We start from the raw sequence: 22,683 nt of genomic DNA, 5'->3' as shown, positions 1-22,683 counted from the left end.
TGTACTCAAAAGCGCCCTTCGAAAGGTTCAGCTTCCGGCTTTCACTCTCCCGAAATCGCTTCTTGTCTGAAAATCTTTCTACTCTTCTTTCTCATTGTACATATTCGTTACTATTCATAATAAGCCGTTCAATTTCAGATGTCAAATTATTTTTCATTCGGATAGAAGTTTTTCGAAAAAATACTGCTCTCTTTCAAAAATCATCGACCAATCCTGATAAATTCTCGTTTCCTTCAATTTCTTCTCCTGAATACTGTCGACTGAAAACTCATATATTTTAGCATTAGGAAAAAACAGCAGTACAGGGGAATGCGTGGCAATAATAAATTGAGAATCGGCATCAATCAAATCCTTCAGCAGTACCATAGCCTGCAGCTGGGTACTCAGCGAAAGACCTGTCTCAGGTTCATCAAGCAGGTAAAAGCCTTTGCCGAAAAAGCGGTTTGTTAAAAGCTCTACAAACGATTCTCCTCTCGAATAGCTATGAAGATCCCGTTCAAAAACAGACGGTCCAAAAGCATCCGTTTCCTCTATTTCAGTCATTAAATTATAAAAAGATTCTGCCCGGTAGAAATAGAAATCCTTAGGGTAGCTGGGATACCGTACTGGACGACAAGCATCAGCCAGCGAGTAGTTTTCTTCATAAGTGGAGAAGAGCTGATTCCGTGATCCGCCCTCCATATTCATCCCCATCAAACTGGCTATCATCTCAATCACGGTGGATTTCCCTGTCCCATTTTCCCCTACGAAAAAAGTCAGCGGCTGGTCAAAAACAAGGTCATTCAAATCGTTGAGCGCTGATAGATTGAAGGGAAAGTCTTGTTGCTTTGGCTTTTTATAAACAACTTTTTTTAGATAATTGCTAGTCTCCATTTCGCTGCTCCTTCAAGGTGTTCTCCCAGCTTTTCATCTGATCAATAAATTTTTTACTTTTCAAATGGATTCCCACATACTCGTCATAAAGCTCATCAATAATCTTTCTGATTTCTAGCTTTATTTCCGGCTTAACCTCTATTTTATTCAATTTATCATAGGAAACAGCTGAAAAGAGACGAATAAAGTGAATGGCTCTTGAATCCCCATGATAACGATGGGCATCCATGTGCCAATGAGCTTCACATAGTACACCATTGTATTTAGAGGAATAGTCAAACTTGCCTTTTGTCTGACCGCACACCCGGCAGCTCATCCAGTCAATGGAAATACCAAATCGATGAAACAGCTGAATTTCATATATATTTGTAATGATTTCCGGATCTTTCCCTTCATTAATCAGCTGTAGTGCCTGTAGCGTAAAAGAGTATAAGCTAGGATCATAGATGCGGTCTTCAATTGCTGTGTCTGCAAGATTAAGAATATAGGTTGCATAAGCATTGAGGAAAATATCCTGCTGAATCGCCAGAAACGGTGTCACTTCTTTACTGCTGTTGATAAAAGATAGTCCTTCTTCTCTAAAATCACCGATGTAAACAGCTTGAGTAAACGGCATAATTGCAGGAGTTAAAGGATTATTTTTACGATGAGCCCCTTTGATAAAAAACATTTGCTTGCCAAAGGATTCTGTAAAAATCTTTACCAGCTTATCCTTTTCTTTATAATCTCTGGCAAATAAAACCAGTCCTTTGCTTTCACCTAAAGCCATTTTCTCATCTGCCTCCTCACTTTATCTATTTTATTTAGAAATCCTATATGCTAAATAGCCCTTTTTTCATGATGAAGACAAAATTATTTTTTTTAAGCCTCTATCACTAACTAAATTCATATACATTTTAGCAAAAACTACTATAAAAGAACAGTTACGCATTTACATTCATTTCAGAACCCCGTATACTTTATTAGTCGCTCTATCCATCATGTCTCTACACAGAGCAAACTGAATAGACGATAAATCATTAAGGAGCTGTTTAAATGAAAATAAATATACAAAGAAATACAGGGATTGTTGGAATGGGAACTAAGATTACCTTGAAATCCAACGGAAAATTAGTTACACATTTAAAGAATAATCAACAATATCAAATCGAAAACAACGAGGAGCCCGTTCAGTTAACTGCAAATCAATGGTATTTAGGCAGTACACCCGTCACTGTTCAAGCTGGTCAGACAGTAGAAATTGTTACCAATCCCACAGCACTACTGCTTTTCTTTATCTCTATTGTAACAGTCTTTTTAGGCAGCCTGATTACTCCTGTTTTCAGTGTAGTAGGATTGCTTCTTCTTATAGGAACTATGATTTTTTCATTAAAAAACTGGTTCCGTCTAAATGTAAACTAATTAAACAAGCTAACTGAATCAGTCAGCGAATAAAGCAGCAGCCGTACGCCTTTTTGGCTCCTACAGCTGCTGCTTTATTTTACATATACTTTTGTTGTATACTTACTATCCTCTAGTGAAGCTCAACAGCCGGCTTTAATAATCCTCTTCCCGATAACCGAAGTCCTGAAGATAGATTTTTTTATCCCGCCAGTCTTTCTGAACCTTTACCCAAAGCTCTAAGTACACCTTATCATCAAGTAAATGTTCTATGTCACGGCGCGCCTTTGTCCCAATCTGTTTCAGCATCTTTCCACCTTTACCGATGATGATCCCTTTTTGGCTATCCCGTTCAACGATGATTGTTGCTTGAATATGAACCTTATCATTTTCATCCCGTTTCATTGAATCCACAACAACAGCTACGGAATGAGGAATCTCGTCTCTTGTAAGAAGAAGAACCTTCTCACGAACCAGCTCAGAAACAATGAAGTATTCCGGGTGATCCGTGATTTGATCATCTGGGAAATACTGCGGTCCTTTCGGCATCCGTTCAACCAGAATTTCCATCAGACGTTCCGTATTATTTCCTTCTGTTGCAGAAATAGGAACGACCTCGGCAAATTCCATCTGGCTAGAATAATCTTCAATAATTGCCAACAAATCATTAGGATGAACCTTGTCAATCTTATTAATCACCAGAAAAACAGGCGTATTTTGTTGCTTCAGACGATCGATAATAAAATCGTCGCCTTTTCCCCGCTTTTGATCGGCACTAATCATAAAGAGAACAGCATCTACTTCTCTTAATGCGCTATACGCAGTTTCCACCATGAAATCGCCTAATCGATGCTTCGGTTTGTGAATCCCCGGGGTATCAATGAAAATCAATTGAGCCTCTGGTGTGGTGTATACTCCCTGAATCTTATTTCTAGTTGTTTGAGCCTTATCACTCATAATAGCAATTTTTTGTCCGACAATTCGATTAAGCAAGGTAGATTTCCCAACATTAGGGCGACCTACGATTGCTACAAAGCCAGATTTGTGTGTTTCAGTCATTCGTTCTCTCCTTCTATCTGTTCAGTGTCAGTGATTATAAAAAATGGATAAGCAGCTGCCATAGCTTTGGCAGAAAAATGATTGCTCCTACAAGTAAAGAGAAACACGCTGTTAATAGAACCGCACCTGCCGCCATGTCTTTGATTTTTTTTCCAATGGGATGAAAATGATAGTCCGTACACATATCAACGACATTTTCAAATGCAGTATTGATAATTTCAACAAGCAATACCAGAAAAATTGTTAATAGCAAAAAAAGCCATTCCATCGCTTTTAACTGGAAAACAAAGCCGGCAATCACTGCTACTCCTCCCATCACTACATGGGTGCGCATATTCCGTTCTTCTTTGAACACTGTACGAATTCCCTGAACAGCAAATTCCAGTGAACTGATAAAATGTTTATTTTTTTCGATTTGTTTATCTTTTAAGGCCATAAGCATCCAATATCTCTTTCTGTAAGCCGAACATCTCTCTTTCATCTTCATCCGTCATATGATCATAGCCATTTAAATGAAGAAAGCCATGAACCGCTAGAAAACCAAGCTCACGTTCAAACGTGTGTCCATACTCTTCCGCCTGCTCAGCTGTACGTTCAATCGAAATCATCAAATCGCCCAAATTGCGCGGCAGCTCCATTTCCTCATCTTCAAAAATGATTGGAATTTCTCCGTCGCCTTCCTCTTCCATCGCAAAGCTAATAACATCCGTCGCCATATCTTTGCCCCGGTAATCTCTATTGATTACACGAATACCTTCGTTATCCATGAAGGTGACAGACAGCTCCGCATCCTCGGGAATATTCAGAAAATCTGCTGCAAACTGCAGCAGATTTTCTACTTCCCTCAAATGATCAGAAGAGACTTTTTCAGTTTCATCAATAAACGTAATGTCCATTAAACATCTCTCTTTTCTTGTTCATCTTTCATTCTCTCTGCTTCGTCCTTCATTTTTGGATATTTAATCCTTGAGTGGAAGGTACTGCACAGACCATTTACTAAAGATTTTTCAACCATTCGAATTTCTTTCATTGTCAGACCGCATTCATCCAGTTGCCCGTCAGCAATACGTTCTTGAATAACAGAATGTACAAACTCTTTGATTTTTTCATTCGTCGGATTGCTCATTGCCCGCACTGCTGCTTCACAAGTATCAGCGATGTTCACAATACCAGCCTCTCTCGTCTGAGGCTTTGGACCAGGATAACGGAAATCTTCTTCCAGTGTATCCGGGTTCCGTTCCTTTTCCTTCATATAGAAAAACTTCATTAACGTCTTTCCATGATGCTGGCGGCAAATATCGATGACCATCTGCGGCATATTGTATTCCTCTAAGATTTTTGCTCCATCAATAACATGGCCAAAAATAATTTGTTTACTATCTTCCGGCAGTAAAAAGTTGTGTGGATTTTCAGCACCTGACGGCAGATTCTCCACAAAGAAATTAGCATGCTTGATTTTTCCAATATCGTGATAGTAACAAGCCACTCGTGTTAACAACGAACGCCCGCCGATTTCAGCTACAGCATTGGCACTCAAGCTTGCAACCATCATGCTATGGTGATAGGTTCCAGGTGCTTCCTCCAAAAGCTGCTTCAAAAGCGGATGATTAGGGTTGCTCAGTTCATTCAGCACAATCATACTGTCATCCGTCACAATTAATTCAATATACGGATGCAGCCCCATTGTTAGTAGAAAGGCCAGCAGTTTTCCGGCAAAAGCCGAAATAAGCAGAGTCCAGGTTTTTCCATCAACAAAGGACATCCCCTGATAGATAGTTAAAATAAGATCCATCCCTACTGGAAAAGCCACAACCCAAACCATTGCTGTCCAGCCCTGCCGGCTGATTCGTTTTCGATTCACTACAGCTGCCAGCAATCCTGAAAATAAATAGGATACTAGAATAATAGTTAAGATATTCGTTCCAATGGAATCATAAAACACAAACAGTGCAAAGACTACCTGAAAGACTCCAGATAAAATACCAGCACGCCGGTTAACAAAATAACTAAGTACCAATGGTACAAACGCAGCTGGGAAAAACAGCGGAATATACAAAAGCTGTTCACTTTGGAAAATCTGGAAGAATTTCATCACCAGAATACTCAAGGACATTGCGCTCACATAAAATAGAACAAAGGAGCGACGTGTCTGCTCTAAGGTTATTTGCTTCGTAAAGAACAGCAGTACAGCTATCTGAAAGAGAATGGTCAGTCCCAGAGCAACAATCGGAAAAATAGACGGATTCTGATTCGTCATTCCCAGCAGCTCCAGCTTTTCGATGGCTTTTGCATCAATCTGTGTTCCTTCACGAACAATGATTTCACCTTGATAAATCATTACAGGCTGAATCGCTTCACGCGCTGTTTTTTTCAGCTCTTCGGTTTTCTTTTCATTTGTAAATTCGTTAGCAACAATACCAGCGTTCACAACGTAGCGAATCTCCTGCTGCATTAGAGAACTTACATCCAGAAATTGAATTTTATTGATTGCTTTCTGGCGAATCTCAGCTAATTCACTCTCGCGGACATGGTCCTCCATAGTATCATCAATCAGCTTCAGACTTTCGGTTTCAACGGTCGCAATCTGTTCATCCGTCAAATTGAATATATTTTGATAAAACACATTAGGAAATGACTGAAACATTGTTATTTCTTCTTGTGTCAATTTTTCAAAAGTTGCCTTTAAAGCTGCAACCCGTTCCTCATTTGTTGGCTGAGGGATCGTTTCATCTTTTTTAGCTGATGTTTTTTTATTTTCATAGTCCTTATCGATTTTAGCGTTTATTGAATTAACAAGTTCAAAGAGCTTTTCTACCCGTTCATGCTGAATTCCAGCAGTATCTTCCTGATAAATATACTCAGGTGTAACCGCCTCTTCAGCAAGCTTTTTCTTCTGCTCCGTCTCATATGTATTTTCAATATTTTTATTTGCTCTAATTGTCGTTTCAGCTAATTGTCCTTCTTTAATTTCAACTTTCTTTTCATGAACGCTGCTAAACATTATGACGAATATAAGTAATGAAAAAACAACCAGCAACACTGGAATAAACGCTTTTCCCAGTTTATCACGTATTTGTAGCAACCATATTTTCAACTAATTATCCCTCCTTTTCCAGAAGTGCTAAGAGTCTTTCTTTTGTTCTTCATATGCTTGAATGATTTCCGCCACGATTGGATGACGAACTACATCCCCAGCTTCAAAGTGGATAAATGCAATTTTCTTGATAGGTCTCAGTGTTCGTTCAGCGTGAACTAACCCGCTGACAACTCCTTTAGGCAAGTCAATCTGACTTGTATCACCATTCACAATCATCTTGGATTGATAACCAAGACGTGTTAAAAACATTTTCATCTGAGCGACAGTTGTATTTTGAGCCTCATCTAAAATGACAAAAGCATCATCCAATGTACGCCCTCGCATATAAGCCAACGGAGCAATTTCGATGACACCGCGCTCCATCAGCCGGTTGGTATGTTCTACACCGAAAATTTGATACAACGCATCATAAACCGGTCGTAGATAAGGATCAACCTTTTCTTTTAAATCACCTGGCAGAAAACCAAGATTTTCTCCTGCTTCTACCGCCGGACGTGTCAAAATAATCTTTTGAACCTGTCCCTTTTTTAAGGCTGCGATGGCCATCACTACTGCCAGATATGTTTTCCCTGTTCCGGCAGGACCTATACCAAATACAACATCATGATTCTTCACTGCATCAATATAACGTTTTTGACCAGTATTTTTTATACGGATTGAACGCCCTTGGTGGTCTTTAAGAATCTCTTCTTCATACATGGCGATAAACGAATCCAGCTGCTGGCTCCTAGCCATCTTTAAAGCAGTCACAACATCAGGTGTCCCAATCTTGATTCCTCTCTTGATTAGCTCCTGTAACGCCCGAAAGACAGACTCTACAATATGAACATTTTCTTCTAAGCCAATAATCTGAATGGTTTCTCCTCTAGTATTGATGACGACTGCACCATTCTCTTCAAGAAACTTCAAATGCTTGTCATGCGTACCAAAAAGCATACTTGCATCATCCATATCCGTTAATTTTATTTCTAAAGATGTTGCCTGATTTTCGTTTTCCGTCAAAAAATTTCCAGCTCCTTTTTTTCGTACATTCCCTACAATAATACCATATTCTTCCTCTTTAAAAAAGAAGCACTCATAATGGATTAAAAACTTTATCATTCTCTTTTAACGTTTGTTTAGAACTGTCACAGCTTAACCACATTCAAAACAGTAAACCTCGTCAGCTACCTCAGTCTTGACGATTATACTGCGCAACAGGAACCAAAAGCAACTAAATTGAGTTACAGAAACAAATGCCTATGTCCTTCTGTTTTTTAATGGCTGATATCCTCTTTTAAAAATCCGTATAGGACAACGAATAAAGAGACTGGGGATTCTAGAATCCCCAGTCTCTTTATTTCTTGATCAGTTCTTTTGTAGTGAGTCTTTGACAATTGCATTTACCAACCCGCCATCGGCTTTGCCTCTGACTTGCGGCATTACCAGTCCCATAACTTTCCCAAACTCTGCTTGGGAGGTGGCACCAGTTTTATCGATTGCTGTCTGAACAATCTTGCGGATTTCGTCCTCAGAAAGCTGTTCAGGCAGATATTTCTCAACGATTGCCATTTCAATCTTTGCTTTTTCTGCAAGATCTTCTCGTCCCGCTTTTTCAAACTCTACCAAAGAGTCTCTTCTCTGTTTCATCTCTCGAGACAAAACAGCCAACTCTTCTCCTCCGTTCAAATCACGGCCTACTTTGATCTGCTCATTCTGAATGGCGGCTTTCAACAAGCGAAGAACACCTAAAGCACTTTTATCTTTAGCTCTCATCGCTGTTTTAATATCGTCATTCAACGTTGTCAATAATGACATACAACCAGCTCCACTTCATCAGAAACTAGAATTTTTTACGTTTTCTAGCAGCTTCTGATTTTTTCTTACGTTTTACGCTTGGTTTTTCGTAGAATTCACGTTTACGAGATTCTTGTAGAGTACCCGCTTTCGAAACGGAACGTTTGAAGCGACGAAGAGCGTCATCCAGAGATTCGTTTTTACGAACGACAGTTTTTGACATTGTAATTCCCTCCCTCCGAGCTTAAAAAGTAACCGTTTTTCTTATTTATAAATGTATTTCTTATAAATAAAATACTGTCCTTTTTACATTATATCTAATGCAGATTTTATCGTCAACCTCTCCAACGAAAATTGACAAAAATATTTTGACAATTCAATAATTTTAGACAAATTTTTCTGAAAAATTATTGGCAGTTTTCACATCTTCCTAAAATTTCAAAGCGATGTCCTTCAATACTGCAGCCATTTAGTTGTTCCTCGAAAAAGGTCATTGGGCACATATGGATTTCTTTGGTCTTGCCACATACCACACAGATAAAATGATGGTGATGCTCCATATCATGACTACAGTGGAAACGAAACTTCTTTTCTCCATTTAAGTCTGTTGTCTCCAGCAGCGCCATATCTTCAAAATCGTGAAGATTCCGATAAATCGTATCATAACTGATGCCTTTGTATTCATTGTTCATGAACTCGTAAACTTCTTTAGCAGAGATATAGCGATTGCGTTTAATGAGATAGGCAATGATCGCTTCTCTCTTTTTAGTATATTTTAATCCATGAGTTTTCATGACTTCAAGTGCTTCTGCTACTTGGGACTTCGTCTGCGCCATTTTTTATGCTCCTTCTCAAATCAAAATTATTACGAACTAACTCTTGGCTTGTATGGTATAATAAAGTCATTAAAAAATCAAGAAAGGTCGTTTTTAATGGAAAATAATGACAAAAAAACAGTCACAATATTTGTAATCTCTGATTCTGCCGGTGAAACTGCGTCAAAGCTCGCAGCGGCGATTATGGCACAATTTCCAACCGTAGATTTTTCTTTATACAGAAAAACATTTGTTAAAGAAGAGGAAAAACTAAAAGCAGCACTGGAAGATGCCAAAAATGAAAATGCAATGATTCTTCATACGATTATTAGTAAAGATTTGGTTAAAATCGCACATGAATTTTTTGAAGAGAATGCTCTTTACCATTTTGATATTCTAACTTCTCCAATTGAAGAAATTGAACGTTTCACTGGTATTCAGCGTAGCGGTGAAGCCGGAGCTTTGCATCATTTGAATGAAAATTATTTCAACCGTATTGAAGCGATGGAGTTCGCTGTAAAATATGATGATGGAAAAGATCCCCGAGGCTTCCTAGAGGCTGACGTTGTTCTTCTTGGTGTTTCCCGTACGTCAAAAACACCGTTAAGCTTATTCTTGGCTAATAAAAATCTGAAGGTAGCGAATCTGCCGTTAATTCCGGAAGCACATCTGCCAAACGAGCTTTGGGAAATTGATCCGAAAAAAGTTGTTGGTTTAACTAATGATCCAGATATCTTAAACGGTATCCGTAAAGAACGGATGCGTGCTTATGGTCTGCCTGCCGACACGTCTTATTCTGATATTGAAAAAATTCGCAAAGAATTGGAGTATGCAGCAGATTTATATAAAAAATTAGGTTGTGTAACGATTAACGTTGCTTCTCTTTCAATTGAAGAAACTGCTGCGATGATTCTAAGCGCTCTTCATCTTGAAGATCACAGCTACTTCACTACAGAAGATTAACTAAAAAAAAGAACGGATTAGATGCTTTTGCATGTTTAATTCCGTTCTTTTTATTTTTAGTGAAGTGAGTGGGACATAACTAAATATCCAAACTTTGCCTCATTTAGAATCCGAATCAACAGCGAGATACTAAAAACCCCTAAGTTAGATTTTCGGCTCTAACTTAGGGGCGCACTTCATATTGAGTTATGTGCCAAGCTCCTTCTGATGTTAAAACACCTGAACCCCTTCCTGATCAACGGAAAGCAAATGAATCGAAGCGTCTTCTGAAAGCTTTTCAAGCTCTGAAATCATCGCATTCGTCTTTTCTTCCTGTGTCAAGACAAGAACAGTTGGACCAGCTCCACTGAGAAACGCACCGTATACACCGACTTTATGTGCTAGTTCGCGAATATTTGTCAAATGCGGAACAAGATGGCTGCGGTGAGATTCGTGCCAGCGGTCTTTCTCCATCATTACCCCGGCCAAAGGCAAATTGCCGTTCAGAATAGCGGCGATCATCACATTGGCAATCGCACTTGCCTGAACCGCCTGCTGATAAGGCATCATTTCAGGCAGCACACTTCTACTTTCTTGCGTCAGAAGTTCGTGATTAGGCACGTAAGCTATCACATCACACATTGGAAAATGGTGTTTCACATGGCGAACCTCTCCATCAACATAGCTGGCCACTACAAAATCACCACAAATTGCCGGTGCTACATTATCTGGATGTCCTTCCATTTCAGTTGCAATCTGTACCTTATCTTTTTGAGACAGATGCATATTCCCTAATCGGTTTGCCAGTTCAATTCCCGCTACAATTACACTAGAGCTGCTGCCCAGTCCTCTTGCCAAAGGGATATCTGAAGTCATTTTTAGTTTTTTTGGTGACAGTTTCGGATTAACCTTCAGCGCCGTCTGAATCAGCAGATTTTTCTTATCTTTAGGTATATCTTCTCCTAAAGAATGGTCAATCTCCCAAAATTCAGCGTCCTTGATGATTTCAATGTACAGGTACTGAGATAAAGCAATCCCGCAGGAATCAAACCCTGGACCTAAATTAGCGCTGGTAGCCGGAACTCTTATTTTCATAAATTAGCCACTCCGTTGCGCAGATGCAGACGCATCTCTTCTAAATCACTCATTTTTGAAATCGAAACATCAACAGCCGTCATCGCTGTATCCGGATCTTTCAAGCCATTTCCTGTGAAGACAGCTACGACTGTTTCTCCTTGCTTGATTTTTCCTGATTTCACATGCTGAATCACCCCAGCAAGTGAAGCAGCAGAACCAGGTTCAATAAACACGCCGTCCTGCGCTGCCACTTTACGATAAGCATTTAAAATCTCTTCATCCGTAACACTGTCGATGTAGCCTTTAGACTCATCTCTAGCAGCTTCTGCCAGTTTCCAGCTAGCCGGATTTCCAATTCTGATTGCTGTTGCAATTGTTTCCGGCTGTTCAATCACTTCACCTTTAACAATTGCTGCTGCTCCTTCAGCTTCAAATCCGTGCATCCGCGGCAATAATGTCCCCTGTACATCATGCCATTCTTTAAAACCTTTCCAATAAGCAGAAATATTGCCGGCATTTCCTACTGGAATCGCCAGAACATCTGGTGACTTACCTAGCTGCTCACAAACTTCAAAGGCAGCCGTTTTTTGTCCTTCCAAACGGTAAGGATTTACTGAGTTTACTAAAGCAACTGCTTCCGTTTCGGCAATATCTCTCACAGCTTTTAAAGCTTCATCAAAGTTTCCTGGAATTGAAATAATATCTGCACCATAGATAATCGCCTGAGCCAGTTTCCCCATCGCAATCTTTCCATCAGGGATAATGACGTAAGCCTTGATGCCTGCTCGGGTAGCATACGCCGCAGCCGCAGCACTTGTATTACCTGTTGAGGCACAGATAATTGCTTTGGCGCCGTCTTCAACTGCTTTAGCGACAGCCATAACCATTCCGCGGTCTTTAAAAGATCCCGTCGGATTCAAGCCTTCGTATTTCCCATACAAGGTAATGCCTAATTCCTTTGACAAGCTGTGTAGCGGAATCAAAGGTGTATTGCCCTCTGCTAAAGACAGCATCGGTGTCTTTTCTGTGATGGGCAGATATTCCTGATATTTTTTTAATAGTCCTTCATACATAAAATTATCCCTCCAAAACTTTCAGCGTATTCAATAATTTAAACCCAGCTATTTTCTCAATTCCAGCAGTAACCTGCTGCATTTGTGCTTTACTAATTGTATGAGTAATCGTTGCAAATTTCGCTCTTTCCCCATCCGATTTCTGCTGCAGCAGCTGGTCAAAACTCACATTGGCTTCTGCCATCAGCTGTGTTAACAATAGAATTTGACCAGGCTTGTCCGGTACTTCAATAGAAAAATAATATTTTCCAAATATATTCGCCGCATCAGTCAGTTTTGTCTCATGCTGGTAGGAATTGAACATATGACCGGTTGTTCCTAAACGCATGTTTTTAGCAATAGTAATAATATCACTGACTACGCTAGTCGCTGTCGGTTTGGCTCCAGCACCAGGGCCATAGTACATCGACTCACCCACACCTGCACTGTAGATAAATACCGCATTGAACTCGTCTCTGATAGAAGCAAGCGGGTGGGCAGCCGCTACCAGCATAGGTGCTACCTCAGCTGCAATACCGCCGTTGCTTTTTTCAGAGGAGCCAATCAGCTTAATCTCATAACCAAGATGAGAGGCCATCGCTACATCATCTGACGAAATGCCGCGAATTCCTCTTGTATCTATTTGATCGAGGCTAATGTTCATACCGAAGGCAAACTGGCTAAGAATAACCATTTTGTACGCTGCATCAATCCCGTCAACATCATTTGTCGGATCAGATTCCGCAAATCCCAGCTCCTGTGCTTCTTTTAGCGCTGCATCATACGTCTTTTTCTCTGAAACCATCTTTGTCAGCATATAGTTAGTCGTTCCATTTACGATACCAAGAACCTTTTGAATATCGTCTGCTGCAAGACTATTAGCGATTGTTCGTAAAATTGGGATACCGCCCGCTACGCTAGCTTCATAATAAAGGTCACAGTGATTTTTTTGAGCTAAGGCAACTAGTTCGCTGCCATGTTGTGCTAACAAATCCTTATTAGCTGTTACAACATGCTTGCCGTTTTCCAATGCTTTGGTGATAAATGTCTTTGCCGGCTCAACCTTGCCAATCAGTTCCACTACGATTTTAATTTCTTCATCGTTGATAATTTCATCTATCGATGTCGTTAAGTCAATATCAAACCGCTCAGATTGATACTGTTTTTCCGCTTCATCACGGACTAAGGCTTTACTGACAACAATCTCCATTCCGGTTACTTGGGAGATTTTTTCACTGTGCTCCTGCAGGATTGTCGGAACACCTGAACCAACTGTTCCCAAACCTAATAAGCCAATCTTCAATTTTTCCTTCATTGTGCTTCCCCCAACTAATTTTTTTATAGATGATACTAGAACCTATCAGAAAACACCAAGTGCCATTACTACTGCAGCTATAGCAGAACCCGCTGTTCTTAAGAAGTAAAAACACCACTCTTTCAGCTCCAGTGTACAAATTTATTGATGGTCTCGTTATTTTGAAAGAATATCGCTTTTAGTGAAATCACTAAGATTATCTTTCAAATACGTTATAAAATGAGAAAAATTTCATTTCATTCTCATAAAACATGTCTCTAGTATACCTAACCGTAAAACAAAAAACTAGCCTTTTCTTTTAATTTCTCACTAAATTAAAAGAAAAAGCTAGTATGAGATTATTGTATTGATGCCCTCTTAAATACCAGTTTCCTGCCATGATAAACATCGGCTATTGTCAGAAAACTGCAAATGAAGAACTAACGATGGCTAATATGTTCAAAGGTCTGGTTCAAAATATCAATCACATGATTATCATCTAGAGAATAATAGATTGTTTTTCCTTCACGTCTTGATTTAACGACGCGATTTTGTTTCAGTAGTTTTAGCTGATGAGAGACTGCTGACTGTTCCATAGCCAGTTCTCCTGCCAAAGCAGTGACATTCAGCTCCCCTTTTTTCAATACAAGAAGTATGCGAAGTCTTGTTGAATCGCTAAGAACCTTATACAGCTGACTGACTTCTTGGATTTCTTCCGTTAATTCCATATACCTCAACTCTTTCTATGGTTCTGATAAATCTATCAGATATAATTATTTTTCTACAGCACCATTAGTTGAGGATAAAGTTTTCTTCAAACTAATAGTCGTTTCAAATCCGCAGTTTTATCCTTAACTGTTTGCCTGCTTTACAGCGTCGATTAGTGCGTAGCGAAACCCGTTTTTCTCTAAAGCAGCTACTCCCTTAATTGTACTTCCACCGGGAGAAGTAACGCCATCTTTTAACTCACCAGGATGTTTCCCGGTTTCAATGGCCAAACGAGCCGAACCTAAAACCATTTGTTCGACAATTTCATAGGCAAGTGCTCTGGGCAAACCTTCCATTACGCCGGCATCTCCTAAAGCTTCCATAAATATGTCCACAAACGCCGGACTACAGCCGGCAACTGTTCCTACTGTTGCTAACAGATGTTCTGGAACCTCTGTTACTTTGCCAAGGCTTTCCAGCAGTTCCTTTACTGTTTCTTTTTCTGCTTCTGGAAGGTTGCTGCCGTAGACCACTCCAATCATGCCTTCATTTACGCTGACAGGTGTATTAGGTATCGCATGTACTACATATTTTTCTGACCCAAGAGCTTCCTGCGCCTGCGCAACAGTGTGACCTGCTGCAACAGAAATTACAAGACAGTCCTTTCCTAAAAAAGGAGATAGCTCCTTCAAAATAGACAAAACAATATTTGCACCAGTCGCAATGAAGACAACCTTGCATTCTTGAAATGCTGCATAGTCATCAGCAAGTTGAAATCCCAGCTTACGTTGCAGCTTTTCTGCTGTGCCGCTGGATCCTCCTTTTACATAAAGATGATTCGGTGAGACAGCTTCTGCTTTCAACAGTCCTTCAATCATTGCACCGCCCATATGTCCTGCTCCAATAAATCCAATATTCATCCCGATTACTCCCTTCATAAAATATCGCCTATATAAATCTCACAAAAATTTAGCTGTTGTCTTATTCTCTATGCTGCAGCTTTTAATTGGCTAGACTGTACTAAAAAATAAAAGCTGACAATTTCTTGTGCACTCAAGTCATTTTACAGTATTCGTATAGAAAAGAAAAGCTGGGACAACCGTCTAAACGCCTGCCCCGCCACTTTACTTTTCTAATGATTTATTATTCAGTAATCTTGTTGATGGCTTGTTCAAAGGCAGTCAGCTTATTGTCCGATTCTTCCTGTGTTTCAGCCACTGTAGCCACATAAAACTTAATTTTCGGTTCAGTTCCTGAAGGACGAATAGCAATCCAGCTGCCGTCTGCTAAATGATACTTCAGCACATCGGAAGGAGGTGTAGTCAGTGCTTCCACCTGACCATCAGCCGTACGGCTGGTCAATGCTTTAAAGTCTTCTGTTTTACTTACAGCAATTCCGGCAAATTCACTTGGTGCTTCTTTGCGGAATTTCGCCATCAGCTCTTTAATTTTTTGACTTCCTTCGATTCCGCTAAGTGTAACCGAAATTGTTTTTTCTTTGAAGTAGCCATATTCAGCGAAAATATCCTGAAGTCCATCGTATAAAGTTTTACCTTGTTTCTTATAATAAGCAGCTACTTCTGCAAGCAGAACCAGTGCTTGAATTGCATCCTTATCACGAACGAATGATTTCACCAGATAGCCGTAGCTTTCTTCAAAACCGAACATAAATGTTTGAGAATGATCCTGTTCATATTGCTCAATTTTTTCAGCAATAAATTTGAAGCCAGTCAATACATTAACCATTTTAGTCTGATACTTTTCTGCAATTGCTGTTGCCATTTCACTGGAAACAATCGATTTCAAAACAACCGCATTTTCAGGCAGCGTTCCAGCCTGTTTGTGCGCTTCTAAAATATACTGAATCATGATGGCACCTAATTGATTTCCAGTTAATACCTCATATGAACCGTTTGGCAATCTAACGGCTGCTCCTAAACGGTCAGCGTCGGGATCAGTCGCAATCAGCAAATCGGCATTTTCTTTTTCTCCCAAACGAATTGCGTATTCAAACGCTGAATGTTCCTCTGGATTAGGTGATTTTACTGTGGTAAAGTCCGGGTCAGCAACAGCTTGTTCCGGCACTAGCATAAACTGCTTGAAACCAGCCTGCATCAAAGCCTTTTCTCCCAGCATTTTGCCGGTACCATGAAGGGGCGTATAAATAAGCTTCAAGTCGCCGCCCATTTCATCAATCAGATTTTGATTAATTGTTACAGCTTTCATTTCTTTCAAATAAGCTGTATCTACTTCTTCACCGATAATAGTAATTAAGTCACTTGTTTTTGCAGCTTCTTCACTCAACACTTCTACTTTTAACGGATTCTCTACCTCACGTACATAAGCAGTCAAAGCATCTGCATCAGCTGGCGGCATTTGCCCGCCATCTTCGCCATAAACCTTATAGCCATTGTATGCAGCCGGATTATGAGAAGCAGTAATCATGATTCCTGCAAAAGCTTTAAAATATCTAACAGCAAAGGAAAGCTCTGGCGTTGGGCGTAAGCTCTCAAATACATAGGCAGGAATGCCATGCTGAGCTAATGTTTTTGCAGCCTCCATGGCAAACTCAGGAGACATATGTCGAGAATCGTAGGCGATAGCAACTCCTCTTTTTTTCGTTTCCAGATTCTGGGCATCCATAAATCTAGCTAACCCTTCTGTCGCCTGACGTATAGTAAAAATATTCATGCGGTTGATTCCAGCTCCAATGATTCCTCTCATCCCTGCTGTTCCAAACTCCAATGGTGCATAAAATGCATCTTCACATGTTTCCGGATTGTTTTTCAATTCTGCTAATTCATTTTTTAAGACTTCCGGTAAATTTTCCTCACTTACCCACTGTTCATAGACTTGCTCCCAAGACATGAATAAACACCTCTTTTGACTTTGTTTTTGACTCTCTAATAGTATAGCATTCCTCAAAGGCTTAAGAAAGTAATCCGTGAAAAAACATCTGGGACTTTCTTATTTCAGTAAACGACTTATCCGTAGTACCTGGTCACTAATTAATGCTGGTTCAGCAGCAAAATAATCAGCGAACTTTTGACTCCATTTTTTCGTTTCTCTTGCTTCGCCAAATTTTTCCATAATTTGATCATATTCTTCAATTACCAAATAACTATAAGGTAAAAATTTTTCATAATGAACAACAGCTTCTTCGGGAAGACGAGGCTTCACCGCCATTTCTACTATTGGCTTGCCAATACTTAGTCCAAACAAAGGAAACATTCCCTCAGGAAGCCCCAGCAGTTCACTGATTTCCCGACTGTGTCTTCTAATGCTGCCGACAACCACTGAGCCCAAACCTAAACTATCTGCAGCAATAACGGCATTTTCCATCGCAAGTGCGGCATCAGTTGTCGCAATCAAGACCGGCTCCACACTTTCCCCAGTATGATTTTCTACTCCATACTCCTCGCTTACCTGTCGTGTTCGAGCTAAATCACCAGTAAAAATAAGAAAAACTGAGCTATCAAGCATATGAGGATTGCCCGGATTCCATTCTACCAGCTGTCTCCTTGTTTCAAGATCCCGAATGACAAAAATACTGTAAAACTGACCATTCATCCAGCTCGGTGCCTGTCTGGCTGCATCTACTATTAACTGCAGCTCCTCTTCCGGCAATTCGTAGTTCTCATCAAAATTGCGGTGAGTCCTTCGATTTTTTAACAGTTTAATTGTTTCATTCATCTACTACCACTCCCTTCATTTCACTTTTTATTTTAGCATACCCCGTAATACTATTTATCCATCTCTCACATAAAAAGCTTATTATGCTTTTTCAGATTAAACGCTAAGCTTCTAAAATATTTTTGAAAACCTGCTCTTTTAACTAGAGTATCTCTGAAAAGTAAATTGGCATTCGGATGTTTCAGTGATTATTGTGGAAATTAAACACAACCACAAGCTAGCTCATTTCAGAGTAATCATTTTTACTACTCTTGATTGAAAAATAACTTTTACTTTCGTCTACATACCATTCTGTTAGCAGGTCTTTAGGCAAACAGAACTGGTAATGTGCCGCATAAGCGAGTCGCCAGTTCTGTTTACTTAACTTAAGTATGGTAACAGAATGGTATACACTGTTGCGATGACTATTCCTTGAAAGAAATGAGCGCCGCTTATCTTTGAGAGATAGTCTATATAGTCATTCTCCGCCTGTGTTTTCAGACACGCTCTAAAAACAACGCTGAATCATATATTTGCTGTTCGATTAGCCACTATTTTTTCAGTTACTGCTGTGATCTTTCTTTGGAAATCCGGCAGCTGAGCTTCTGATACCCTGGAAAAATTAATTCGTATACTTTCTCTTGATGCCCCAAATAAAAAGCTTGGTGCAACAAGAAGTCCTTCTTTCAGAAAAAATTGCCATTCTTTTTGACTCAGCTTTCCTCGTTTAAAGGTTGCCCATAAGTAAAAACCACCTTGGGGACGTTCAACCTGCCAATGCGGCTGCTCTTTCATTATTCTATAGACATTGTTTTCTCTTTTTTTCAGCTCTTTTTTTAATTCAGAAAGCCGGTTGTCAAAAGCTGGATCATTCAAAGCAATAGCCGCTAATAGTTGCGGAAAGATACTTAAAGAAAAATCCATAATTTTTCGTGCCTCCGCAATCTGCCGGTTGACAGAGGGCGGTGCACTTAGCCAGCCTATTTTGGTTGTTGAACCTAATATCTTAGATAGGGAACCGATATAAAGAACATTTTCAGGGTCAAGTTTTTTGAGCGGCGGAATTTGGCTGCCTGATACTTCACTAATCTGCCCAAATACATCATCTTCTAAAATAGGAATCTGATAGCTCTGACACAGCTCAACTAATGCTTGCCTGCGTTTCAGACTCATGACCTTTCCTGTCGGATTCTGAAACGAAGGATTAACCATCACCATTTTTACCCTGTGCTGTCTGATGACCTGTTCCAAAGCCGATAGTTCAATCCCGTCTTCATCCATCGGTACACCATAAAGCCGAATCCCTGCGGCTTGAAAGATGGGCAAATCGTATAAGAAGGACGGGTCCTCTATAGCTACACTATCTCCAGACGTTAAGAGAACCTGCAAAATCAGAAATAGCGCCTGCTGCGCTCCAGAAGTAATGAGCAGACTTTCCTCCGGCACTAAAAATCCATACTGCTGCTTAATCATACGGCTAACCGCTGTTCTTAGCCCTTGATAGCCAAACTCATCCTGCTGCTCTTCTTCCAAAAATTGCTTCCACGTAAGTGAAGGAAGATCAAAGGCTGGAATTAGCTCCAATGGCAGTTCTCCAGTATAAAGATCAAGTACTTCATTATTTTCCTTAGTAAGAAGCTGCTTCATCTGCTCTATAAATGGTTCTGTTTTACTAAAGGCATTTTGCTCCAGATATCTTCGCCAGTCTGTTCTTGCCGTTGACGTAATGCCCCACTTTCCTTCAGCAACAAACGAGCCGCTCCCTTGTTTTCGAAGCAGCCAGCCCATTGCCTCAAGCTCTTCTAGTGCATGAACCACAGTAGAACGATTCACCCCCAGCATATCTGCCAGCTTTCTTTCTGCCGGCAGCTTTTCACCTGGAAGCAGTTCTCCGTTTTTTATTAGACCTAAAATATGTTCAACGATTGCCTGATAAAAAGGCAGCCCATCTGTTTTTTTTATCTCCCACATATACTCACCTTCAAATAAAATTGGATGAGTTAAAAATAATCCAATTGGCTGTTTTTGTCAATGAATGACTAGGATACAATACAACTACTTATTCATTTACTACTAAAGGGGGATAACAATGATTAAAAAAGTTCTTACTGTGGCTGGTTCTGATTCAAGTGGGGGAGCAGGCATTCAGGCAGATTTAAAAACCTTTCAGGAATATGGTACCTTTGGGTTTTCCGCTCTAACAAGCATCGTAACAATGGATCCTGATGAAGGCTGGAGCCATACCGTAACGCCAATCGATCCTGAACTTGTAGATAAGCAATTAAAAACGATTTTTGCCGACGGTGCCTTAGACAGCATGAAAACCGGGATGCTCGGAACTGTAGAAGCTATTGAAATTACCAGAAAATATATTGATCAATTTCACATGAATAATGTTGTAATTGATCCTGTGATGGCTTGTAAAGGAACCAGCGAGCTGCTGCAGCCGGAAAATGTAGCTGCGATGACCCGCCTGCTTCTTCCAACAGCGACCATTACTACGCCTAATCTGGTAGAAGCTGGAATTCTCTCTGAAATGGGCGATTTAACCTCTGTGGAACAAATGAAAGAAGCGGCTAAAAAAATTCGTCTGCTTGGTCCTGACTATGTTGTCATTAAAGGCGGACATCGTTTGCAGACTGAAAAGGCGACCGACCTTTTCTATGATGGCGAAAACTTTACTTTATTAGAAAATGAAAAAATCTCGACAGACTTTAACCACGGCGCCGGCTGTACCTTTGCAGCAGCAATTGCTGCTGGATTAGCAAAAGGATTCTCTGTAGAAAAAGCTGTCCGGACGGCTAAAGCTTTTGTTGCCGCTGGAATTAAAAACGGTCAGCGAATCAATCCATTCTTAGGACATGTGTGGCATGGTGCTTACAATCAAGCAGAAAAACGAATGACTGATATTGAAGGAGTGTAAGGATGACTAAAAAGAATACCACACTTTCAATTGTGCTAATTGCCCTTTTTGCAGCGCTGACTATTATGGGAACAATGATTAAGATTCCTATGCCAACTGGTGCTTTCGCTCATTTAGGAAATTCAGTCCTGTTGCTGGCAGTCTTACTGCTAGGGTATACGAGAGGCGCCTTGGCGGGCGGTTTAGGCTTTGCCATTTTCGACTTGATGAACGGCTTTGCTGCTGAAGCACCCTACTTTTTTGTTGAAAGCTTTATTGTTGGCGGTGCGGCGGCTTTGACTATAATGGCATTTAACAACAACATCGACAGCTTTAAAAAGCTGATTACTGTCGCTGTCATGACTGGTGTTGCCAAAATCATTATGACTCAGCTAAAAAATACTGCGCTAGCTATGTTTGCCGGCAGCAGCTTTACCTTAGCCTTTTCCAGTGCCACCTCAATGCTCTTAGCCACTGTCCTAAACGTTATAACCACAATCGTCATTGTTTCATTTGCTTATTTCCCGTTAAAAAAAGCAATGACTACGATTTTCAGATAAACTAAAAAAGACGAGATAGAAACAGGCTCATTTTGAGCACTTGAATCTTCTATTCCGTCTTTTTTGCTTTTTTCTAAATTCTTGTTTTCATATTTTACTGATTTTCTAAATTACCACTTGTCTTTACTAGTAAAAATACTTTCCAGAATACCAAATAAAATCCCTGCTACTGGATAAACAATCCAGAAAGTCGTCCAATTTCCAACTACAAACGCTTCAAAAAGTGAAATAATCACGACTATCGGCCAGTAAACTCGCTCAACGATTTGCCAAAAATATGGTTTTTTTTTACGCTTTTCTTCTTTCGCACGCGGTCCTAGCTTATCTTCGTCTGAAATAAAGTATTTGTGTTTCAACAGTTGAGTAAAGCTACCCATAATCACACCGGCATAGATGAAGAGAAAAACGCCAGCTGAAACAATCAGACATGTTAAACCTAACCCCAGCATAGTATATCGATCCGAATCACTGTATGCCGAAAGGGCTACTACTGGGGTTGCAGAGATAATACAAAATACCACCCCAGCTGAAATACTAAACACATAAGAACGCTGGAAGCTCTTTTTTTTCTTTTCAACCAGTCGCTTCACTTGAATTGGAATCAAACGATCATCTAATTCTTTGCGATTATTTCCCATACTTGTTCCTGCAGTGATAAATAGCGGAACTCCTGCAGCGACACCTAAAAATAAGAAGATAATCCCAAACATCTCTCCAACCCGTTCACCATACCAACCTGAAATTCCAAAAAATATAGCTGAACCAATTAAAATAAGAGCAACGCCAATCCCGATAAAAAGAGCTCCTTTTTTCTGAACATTTAAAAATGTTTCTGCTTCTTCAATAGTAATTTCATCGACATCATGACCAATTTCATCTCGATATTCTTTTTTTAGATTCATTTCTTCCAGAAGCTCATCAATATTTCCAAATTCGGAGATAACGGCTCCAATTGCTTCATTTTCTGATTTCCCCTGATTCTTCAAATCTTCGTATCGATCCTCCGCCCCTGCAAGCAAATCCTCTTTTAGTTTTAACACTTGTGGTGTTCCTTCAATCCCTAAAAATAGGCTTTCTATGTACTCTCGAATTGTTTTCATCATTTTTCCTCCTTGATAAAGCGTTCGACGACCTTCTTCGTCAGCAGCCATTCTTCTTTTTTTTCTTCCAGATAAATTTTGCCAGATTCTGTGATCTTATAATAGGTTCGTTTCTTACCATGAGTGACCTGTCCTGGATAAGACTCAATGAATTTATTTTTTTCCAAACGGGTAAATGCTGAGTACAACGTCGTTTCTTTTATCGAGTATTTCTCTTCTGAAACCTCCATGATACGTTTAGATACCTCGTAACCATACGAATCACCTTCTAAAAGAATCGTCAAGATGAACGTGTCATTGTATCCTCTGATTGCATCACTGCCAATCATTGAATCACCTCCTAAATTACTTCATCTAACGTACTACGTCTGTCGTT

General features: G+C 40.0%; 24 protein-coding genes. 4 read left to right on the top strand and 20 right to left on the bottom strand.

Going from position 1 to position 22,683, the window contains the following annotated elements:
- Nucleotides 1-153: 153 nt before the first annotated feature.
- Entirely contained in the window at nucleotides 154-873 is a 720-nt protein-coding gene (locus AC1Z3K_RS11805) for an AAA family ATPase (RefSeq protein WP_461732819.1), read from the bottom strand.
- Entirely contained in the window at nucleotides 863-1,642 is a 780-nt protein-coding gene (recO, locus tag AC1Z3K_RS11800; protein WP_461732818.1) for a DNA repair protein RecO, read from the bottom strand. The genes AC1Z3K_RS11805 and recO overlap by 11 nt, the downstream gene beginning before the upstream one ends.
- 266 nt (nucleotides 1,643-1,908) lie before the next feature.
- Between recO and AC1Z3K_RS11795 the strand changes: the two genes are divergently transcribed.
- Entirely contained in the window at nucleotides 1,909-2,274 is a 366-nt protein-coding gene (locus AC1Z3K_RS11795; protein ID WP_426081544.1) for a hypothetical protein, read from the top strand.
- Between the two features lie 135 nt (nucleotides 2,275-2,409).
- Here the strand turns inward: AC1Z3K_RS11795 and era are convergent, their stop codons facing one another.
- From era to AC1Z3K_RS11755, 8 genes are all read right to left on the bottom strand, one after another.
- On the bottom strand, nucleotides 2,410-3,312 hold the full coding sequence (era, locus tag AC1Z3K_RS11790; RefSeq protein ID WP_426081545.1) for a GTPase Era: 903 nt from the start codon (nucleotides 3,310-3,312) through the stop codon (nucleotides 2,410-2,412).
- 34 nt (nucleotides 3,313-3,346) lie between these two features.
- Nucleotides 3,347-3,754 carry a diacylglycerol kinase family protein gene (locus tag AC1Z3K_RS11785; protein WP_461732817.1) on the bottom strand — a complete coding sequence of 136 codons (408 nt, stop codon included), beginning with the start codon at nucleotides 3,752-3,754 and terminating at the stop codon, nucleotides 3,347-3,349.
- Nucleotides 3,732-4,208, bottom strand: coding sequence for an rRNA maturation RNase YbeY (ybeY, locus tag AC1Z3K_RS11780; RefSeq protein ID WP_426081548.1), 477 nt, complete (start codon nucleotides 4,206-4,208; stop codon nucleotides 3,732-3,734). The genes AC1Z3K_RS11785 and ybeY overlap by 23 nt, the downstream gene beginning before the upstream one ends.
- On the bottom strand, nucleotides 4,208-6,406 hold the full coding sequence (locus tag AC1Z3K_RS11775) for an HD family phosphohydrolase (protein ID WP_426081549.1): 2,199 nt from the start codon (nucleotides 6,404-6,406) through the stop codon (nucleotides 4,208-4,210). Before AC1Z3K_RS11775 ends, ybeY begins: the two co-directional genes overlap by 1 nt.
- Before the next feature lie 27 nt (nucleotides 6,407-6,433).
- Complete coding sequence (locus AC1Z3K_RS11770; RefSeq protein ID WP_426081798.1) at nucleotides 6,434-7,360, bottom strand: PhoH family protein; 927 nt, start codon at nucleotides 7,358-7,360, stop codon at nucleotides 6,434-6,436.
- A 396-nt stretch (nucleotides 7,361-7,756) separates the two neighbouring features.
- Nucleotides 7,757-8,206, bottom strand: coding sequence for a GatB/YqeY domain-containing protein (locus tag AC1Z3K_RS11765; protein WP_461732816.1), 450 nt, complete (start codon nucleotides 8,204-8,206; stop codon nucleotides 7,757-7,759).
- Nucleotides 8,207-8,231: 25 nt separating this feature from the next.
- Entirely contained in the window at nucleotides 8,232-8,408 is a 177-nt protein-coding gene (rpsU, locus tag AC1Z3K_RS11760; protein WP_002356740.1) for a 30S ribosomal protein S21, read from the bottom strand.
- Nucleotides 8,409-8,592: 184 nt separating this feature from the next.
- Entirely contained in the window at nucleotides 8,593-9,021 is a 429-nt protein-coding gene (locus AC1Z3K_RS11755; RefSeq protein ID WP_461732815.1) for a Fur family transcriptional regulator, read from the bottom strand.
- Nucleotides 9,022-9,117: 96 nt separating this feature from the next.
- Here AC1Z3K_RS11755 and AC1Z3K_RS11750 point away from each other — a divergent pair, with 96 nt between their 5' ends.
- Complete coding sequence (locus AC1Z3K_RS11750) at nucleotides 9,118-9,963, top strand: pyruvate, water dikinase regulatory protein (protein ID WP_426081552.1); 846 nt, start codon at nucleotides 9,118-9,120, stop codon at nucleotides 9,961-9,963.
- A 210-nt stretch (nucleotides 9,964-10,173) separates the two neighbouring features.
- Here AC1Z3K_RS11750 and thrB read toward each other — a convergent pair whose 3' ends face one another.
- The 8 genes from thrB to AC1Z3K_RS11710 form a co-directional block, all read right to left on the bottom strand.
- Nucleotides 10,174-11,037, bottom strand: a complete 864-nt coding sequence (gene thrB, locus AC1Z3K_RS11745; protein WP_461732814.1) for a homoserine kinase — start codon at nucleotides 11,035-11,037, stop codon at nucleotides 10,174-10,176.
- Entirely contained in the window at nucleotides 11,034-12,092 is a 1,059-nt protein-coding gene (thrC, locus tag AC1Z3K_RS11740) for a threonine synthase (protein ID WP_426081555.1), read from the bottom strand. Before thrC ends, thrB begins: the two co-directional genes overlap by 4 nt.
- Nucleotides 12,093-12,096: 4 nt before the next feature.
- Nucleotides 12,097-13,386, bottom strand: a complete 1,290-nt coding sequence (locus AC1Z3K_RS11735; protein ID WP_426081557.1) for a homoserine dehydrogenase — start codon at nucleotides 13,384-13,386, stop codon at nucleotides 12,097-12,099.
- 419 nt (nucleotides 13,387-13,805) lie between these two features.
- Nucleotides 13,806-14,093 carry an ArsR/SmtB family transcription factor gene (locus tag AC1Z3K_RS11730; protein WP_426081558.1) on the bottom strand — a complete coding sequence of 96 codons (288 nt, stop codon included), beginning with the start codon at nucleotides 14,091-14,093 and terminating at the stop codon, nucleotides 13,806-13,808.
- Nucleotides 14,094-14,216: 123 nt separating this feature from the next.
- Nucleotides 14,217-14,993 carry a pyrroline-5-carboxylate reductase gene (proC, locus tag AC1Z3K_RS11725; protein ID WP_461732813.1) on the bottom strand — a complete coding sequence of 259 codons (777 nt, stop codon included), beginning with the start codon at nucleotides 14,991-14,993 and terminating at the stop codon, nucleotides 14,217-14,219.
- Between the two features lie 223 nt (nucleotides 14,994-15,216).
- A complete protein-coding gene (locus tag AC1Z3K_RS11720) occupies nucleotides 15,217-16,941 on the bottom strand; it encodes a phospho-sugar mutase (RefSeq protein WP_461732812.1) in 1,725 nt (574 codons plus the stop codon).
- A 99-nt stretch (nucleotides 16,942-17,040) separates the two neighbouring features.
- Nucleotides 17,041-17,766 (bottom strand): nitroreductase family protein, encoded by a 726-nt coding sequence (locus AC1Z3K_RS11715; protein ID WP_461732811.1) that lies wholly within the window; start codon nucleotides 17,764-17,766, stop codon nucleotides 17,041-17,043.
- A 504-nt stretch (nucleotides 17,767-18,270) separates the two neighbouring features.
- A complete protein-coding gene (locus AC1Z3K_RS11710) occupies nucleotides 18,271-19,716 on the bottom strand; it encodes an aminotransferase-like domain-containing protein (RefSeq protein WP_461732810.1) in 1,446 nt (481 codons plus the stop codon).
- A 118-nt stretch (nucleotides 19,717-19,834) separates the two neighbouring features.
- Between AC1Z3K_RS11710 and thiD the strand changes: the two genes are divergently transcribed.
- Together thiD and AC1Z3K_RS11700 are read left to right on the top strand one after the other, a co-directional pair.
- Entirely contained in the window at nucleotides 19,835-20,668 is an 834-nt protein-coding gene (gene thiD / locus AC1Z3K_RS11705; RefSeq protein WP_461732809.1) for a bifunctional hydroxymethylpyrimidine kinase/phosphomethylpyrimidine kinase, read from the top strand.
- 2 nt (nucleotides 20,669-20,670) lie between these two features.
- Nucleotides 20,671-21,207 (top strand): ECF transporter S component, encoded by a 537-nt coding sequence (locus tag AC1Z3K_RS11700; RefSeq protein ID WP_461732808.1) that lies wholly within the window; start codon nucleotides 20,671-20,673, stop codon nucleotides 21,205-21,207.
- A gap of 110 nt (nucleotides 21,208-21,317) precedes the next feature.
- Here the strand turns inward: AC1Z3K_RS11700 and AC1Z3K_RS11695 are convergent, their stop codons facing one another.
- Together AC1Z3K_RS11695 and AC1Z3K_RS11690 are read right to left on the bottom strand one after the other, a co-directional pair.
- Entirely contained in the window at nucleotides 21,318-22,307 is a 990-nt protein-coding gene (locus AC1Z3K_RS11695) for a permease prefix domain 1-containing protein (protein ID WP_461732807.1), read from the bottom strand.
- Nucleotides 22,307-22,636 carry a PadR family transcriptional regulator gene (locus AC1Z3K_RS11690; protein ID WP_461732806.1) on the bottom strand — a complete coding sequence of 110 codons (330 nt, stop codon included), beginning with the start codon at nucleotides 22,634-22,636 and terminating at the stop codon, nucleotides 22,307-22,309. The genes AC1Z3K_RS11695 and AC1Z3K_RS11690 overlap by 1 nt, the downstream gene beginning before the upstream one ends.
- Between the last annotated feature and the right edge of the window lie 47 nt (nucleotides 22,637-22,683).

It is taken from the genome of Enterococcus sp. LJL128 (assembly GCF_056924295.1).
The sequence above is the reverse complement of the archived record's forward strand: the minus strand, read 5'-3'. Positions and strand labels throughout refer to the sequence as shown.

Excerpts from the sequence above, each read along its gene's own strand:
- AC1Z3K_RS11710 (WP_461732810.1), bottom strand. The coding sequence starts at position 19,716 with ATGTGGGAGATAAAAAAAACAGATGGGCTGCCTTTTTATCAGGCAATC.
- AC1Z3K_RS11805 (WP_461732819.1), bottom strand. The coding sequence starts at position 873 with ATGGAGACTAGCAATTATCTAAAAAAAGTTGTTTATAAAAAGCCAAAG.
- AC1Z3K_RS11730 (WP_426081558.1), bottom strand. The coding sequence starts at position 14,093 with ATGGAATTAACGGAAGAAATCCAAGAAGTCAGTCAGCTGTATAAGGTT.
- AC1Z3K_RS11720 (WP_461732812.1), bottom strand. The coding sequence starts at position 16,941 with ATGTCTTGGGAGCAAGTCTATGAACAGTGGGTAAGTGAGGAAAATTTA.
- thiD (WP_461732809.1), top strand. The coding sequence starts at position 19,835 with ATGATTAAAAAAGTTCTTACTGTGGCTGGTTCTGATTCAAGTGGGGGA.
- AC1Z3K_RS11695 (WP_461732807.1), bottom strand. The coding sequence starts at position 22,307 with ATGAAAACAATTCGAGAGTACATAGAAAGCCTATTTTTAGGGATTGAA.
- AC1Z3K_RS11785 (WP_461732817.1), bottom strand. The coding sequence starts at position 3,754 with ATGCTTATGGCCTTAAAAGATAAACAAATCGAAAAAAATAAACATTTT.
- thrC (WP_426081555.1), bottom strand. The coding sequence starts at position 12,092 with ATGTATGAAGGACTATTAAAAAAATATCAGGAATATCTGCCCATCACA.
- AC1Z3K_RS11765 (WP_461732816.1), bottom strand. The coding sequence starts at position 8,206 with ATGTCATTATTGACAACGTTGAATGACGATATTAAAACAGCGATGAGA.
- AC1Z3K_RS11735 (WP_426081557.1), bottom strand. The coding sequence starts at position 13,386 with ATGAAGGAAAAATTGAAGATTGGCTTATTAGGTTTGGGAACAGTTGGT.
- recO (WP_461732818.1), bottom strand. The coding sequence starts at position 1,642 with ATGGCTTTAGGTGAAAGCAAAGGACTGGTTTTATTTGCCAGAGATTAT.
- AC1Z3K_RS11770 (WP_426081798.1), bottom strand. The coding sequence starts at position 7,360 with ATGGATGATGCAAGTATGCTTTTTGGTACGCATGACAAGCATTTGAAG.
- AC1Z3K_RS11715 (WP_461732811.1), bottom strand. The coding sequence starts at position 17,766 with ATGAATGAAACAATTAAACTGTTAAAAAATCGAAGGACTCACCGCAAT.
- AC1Z3K_RS11700 (WP_461732808.1), top strand. The coding sequence starts at position 20,671 with ATGACTAAAAAGAATACCACACTTTCAATTGTGCTAATTGCCCTTTTT.
- AC1Z3K_RS11755 (WP_461732815.1), bottom strand. The coding sequence starts at position 9,021 with ATGGCGCAGACGAAGTCCCAAGTAGCAGAAGCACTTGAAGTCATGAAA.
- era (WP_426081545.1), bottom strand. The coding sequence starts at position 3,312 with ATGACTGAAACACACAAATCTGGCTTTGTAGCAATCGTAGGTCGCCCT.
- AC1Z3K_RS11750 (WP_426081552.1), top strand. The coding sequence starts at position 9,118 with ATGGAAAATAATGACAAAAAAACAGTCACAATATTTGTAATCTCTGAT.
- AC1Z3K_RS11795 (WP_426081544.1), top strand. The coding sequence starts at position 1,909 with ATGAAAATAAATATACAAAGAAATACAGGGATTGTTGGAATGGGAACT.
- rpsU (WP_002356740.1), bottom strand. The coding sequence starts at position 8,408 with ATGTCAAAAACTGTCGTTCGTAAAAACGAATCTCTGGATGACGCTCTT.
- AC1Z3K_RS11690 (WP_461732806.1), bottom strand. The coding sequence starts at position 22,636 with ATGATTGGCAGTGATGCAATCAGAGGATACAATGACACGTTCATCTTG.
- thrB (WP_461732814.1), bottom strand. The coding sequence starts at position 11,037 with ATGAAAATAAGAGTTCCGGCTACCAGCGCTAATTTAGGTCCAGGGTTT.
- ybeY (WP_426081548.1), bottom strand. The coding sequence starts at position 4,208 with ATGGACATTACGTTTATTGATGAAACTGAAAAAGTCTCTTCTGATCAT.
- proC (WP_461732813.1), bottom strand. The coding sequence starts at position 14,993 with ATGAATATTGGATTTATTGGAGCAGGACATATGGGCGGTGCAATGATT.